The following is a 3,396-nucleotide window of genomic DNA, read 5'->3' on the forward strand; positions in this document are numbered from 1 at the left end:
AGTATACGAATAACAGCCGAACCAATGTGGGAACCCAGGAAGTGACGGCGACGATCACAGGATCGAACTTCACCACGCTGGAATTGACTGCATATTTGACCATCACTCCGGCAACGGTTACTGGAATTACCTTTGAAGATCAAAGCTTCGTTTTCGACGGATCGACTAGGTCTTTGGCGATCTCCGGTAACCTTCCGACAGGCACTTCGGTGGCGTATACGAACAACAGCCGAACTAATGTGGGAACCCAGGAAGTGACGGCGACGATCGCGGGCAGCAATTTCACGACTCTCGTCTTGACTGCTGATCTGACGATCAACCCGGCCACGATCACTGGAATTATCTTTGAAGATCAAAGCTTCGTTTTCGACGGCACGGCTAAGTCACTGGCGATTACTGGAACCCTTCCTGCAGGTACAACTGTAGCTTACACCAACAATGGAAGAACTGATGTAGGAACTCAGGAAGTAACAGCGACGATCTCGGGAGCCAACTTTACCACGCTGGTGTTGACTGCAGAACTTACAGTGACTCCGAGAACCCTAGAGGTGATTGCAGATTCAGGCCAGAGCAAGGACTTCGGGGATTTGGATCCGGTATTGACTTTTACAGCTTCCAACTTTGGTGAAGGAGATGATGAGAGTCTTCTAACAGGAACCCTGAACAGAGCACCGGGTCAGGCGGTAGGCATCTATCCGATTACCCTGGGAAGCCTCAGTGCAGGAGCAAACTATACAATCAATTTCACTCCGGCTGACTTTGAAATCGTCCGGGTGGATCGGGACGGAGATGGAGTGCCGGATGACATTGAGATAATGGAAGGCACCGATCCAAAAGATCCAAATGACTTCAAAGACAGCGATGGAGATGGAGTTCCAGATTATGTAGAAGAGCAACAGGGCACCGAACCTGATGATCCAAGTGATAGTCAGGACAGCGATGAAGACGGTGTTCCTGATTTTATTGAGGAACAAGACGGCACTGATCCTAGCGATGCGAATGACTTCAAGGACAGCAACAATGACGGCATTCCAGACTACCGGGCTGAGCGGGCGATTGTGAGCTTCATCGACCAAAGTCTTGAAGTGGCTTGGGGCACTCCGGTTGCCGGGCTGAATTTACCAGCTCAGGTGATGGCAGTGACCGGAACAGGTGCACTGATCAATTTGGATGTGATCTGGAATCCTGCCGACTACAATCCATTAGTCGCATCGACTTACCTGATCAAAGGAGGCACTCCAAATCTTCCTTCGGGCTTGAACAATGACTTTGCTCAGTCTCCCAATTTGACTGTAAAGGTATTGCCAAAACCTGCACCATTGGATGTGACCTTGAGCAATGCCCAGTTTGAAGGAAGTGCGACGGAATTCTTCCTGGAGGTAGGGGCCTTTACAGTAATCGATCCGAGTGACGACCAGCATGAGATCAGTTTGGTGTCCGGAGTGGTAGACAATGGATTCTTTGAAGTGCTCAATGGCATCCTGTTCTGGAGCAGTGCCGAGCAGGCAGCAGGTCGAACCGAGTTTACGGTCAGAATAGAAGTAAAAGACCGGGCAGGAAACGTCATCACGAAAGACTTTACAATCCTTCGAACCCGAACCTCATTATCTCAGATCGAGGTGCCAAATTCCTTCACTCCAAACGGTGACGGTATCAATGATACCTGGGGAGTGCCGGCCTTGCGTTACCTGCGTGGAGCTAGAGTACAGGTATTCGACCGGGGGGGGCAGCGTATGTTCTACTCCGAAGATGTGGATCAGACATGGGACGGCACCTTCGAGGGTAAGGAAATGCCGGTTGGGGCTTACTTCTGGGTGATCGAAGTTAAGGAAACCGGAGAAATCCGAAGAGGCGTTGTGACCTTGTTGAGAAATTAAATGCTGAAGAGAATTGGAGAGCTGCTTTAGGGTATCTCTCCAAATTTTCCCCAATCAAAAATTGAAATCATCATGAACCGAATATTAAATCATAAAAAAATTGGACTTGTTTTAATTGTCCTATTTTCTCTTGGGACAAATCTCCAAGCCCAGACGCGCAAGTTTGTGTCCCAGTTTTCCCACTTTCAGGGTTACTTTAATCCTGCGCTCACGGGCTATGAAGGCAGTGTAGTTCGAGGCTTCGTCCGCAATCAGTGGGGTGGGATAGAAGGAGCACCGAAGACCTATTTTCTCTCTGCCGAGCTCGATTTCGGAGAATTGGCCGGAGAATCTGATCCGGGTTTGCTGGGTAAAAATGCACTTTCTGTCAATTTGCTTCAGGATAATTATGGAGCATTCCGGGAAAATGAAGTGACGGTCAACTATGCGGCTAGAGTTCGTCTGACCGAGCGGCATAACCTGAGACTAGGAACTGGAGTGAGCTACCAGAGTGTCCGGCTTGACGGCAATGCCTTGACTACTGAGGAAGCCAGCGATCCGACCATCGGCCAGTATCTTGGCACCTTTAGCAACCTGAACGTGATCGATTTCAACATCGGCATGGCACTGACCCATGCCAACTACTACATTTCTTATGGCATCCACCGGGTGAACGGGGGAAATATCCAGAATGGAGATGAATTCATGGACGGATATCCTGCTGAGCAAATGATACAGGCGGGATTTCGGGAGGCCTTGAATGAAAATGTTGCAGTTGTAGCTAACGGCTTTTTCAGATCACGTAAGGATTTGCCCGATGTATTGGAACTGAATCTTAAGGTATTGATGATGGATCGGCTCTGGTTCGGAGTCGGTCACAGGCTGGATTATGCGACGAATGCACAGGTTGGTTTCTTGGTAGGAAAGCTCCGGCTGGGCTATGTGTATGAATTTCCAATGGCCAACAGTTACCTGCTTCCTGGCGGCATCCACGAGTTCTCCTTGGCCTTGAATCTATTCCGAACCAATGAGCGGAGAACCAAAGATGAGGTGTTGATTTGGTAGGATTAGGCCAGCCTGTAGGGCTCGGCATGTCTTGTCCCGATAGCTACCTTAGGTTTGTTAGATCAAATACGGTACCGATTATTTCGGGATCAAAAGGAGGGAGAGAAAACAACACGGGATGGTGGAAATGGCTTATCTCAAAGGCTTTTACTCCGACAATAGTTGAATTCCTCCTCGGCATTGACTTTTTCGTCTTCACCATATTTCTGGGCCGAGGCGAGACGGATTTTCGCTTTCAAATCCCGGGGTTAAAACCCCGGGCTATTATAATTTCAGGCCTTCAGCCTTCATTCTTTTACCATCCTACTGTCACTGAACACTTTTCCCTTGGTCATTGCAAAATGATAATTGGCCATTGATCATTGAATTCCTCCTCGGCATTCACCTTTTCTTCCCCACCATACTTCTGCGCCGAGGCGAAACGGCCTTTTGTTTTTTTACCTAGGGTTCCGCTGCGCCCACCCTAGCCTGCCTG

2 protein-coding genes are annotated in these 3,396 nt (G+C 49.0%); both read left to right on the plus strand.

Features of this window, described 5'->3' with window-relative positions:
- A partial coding sequence (locus DK188_RS21235; RefSeq protein ID WP_157963337.1) for a T9SS type B sorting domain-containing protein occupies positions 1–1,877 on the plus strand: 1,877 nt, incomplete at its 5' end.
- A gap of 72 nt (positions 1,878–1,949) precedes the next feature.
- A complete protein-coding gene (locus DK188_RS21240) occupies positions 1,950–2,921 on the plus strand; it encodes a PorP/SprF family type IX secretion system membrane protein (protein ID WP_111672868.1) in 972 nt (323 codons plus the stop codon).
- Positions 2,922–3,396: the final 475 nt, after the last annotated feature.

The sequence above is a fragment of the Algoriphagus litoralis genome, from assembly GCF_003259255.1.
In the GTDB taxonomy this organism is placed as follows: Bacteria; Bacteroidota; Bacteroidia; order Cytophagales; family Cyclobacteriaceae; genus Algoriphagus; species Algoriphagus litoralis.

Excerpts from the sequence above, each read along its gene's own strand:
- DK188_RS21240 (WP_111672868.1), top strand. The coding sequence starts at position 1,950 with ATGAACCGAATATTAAATCATAAAAAAATTGGACTTGTTTTAATTGTC.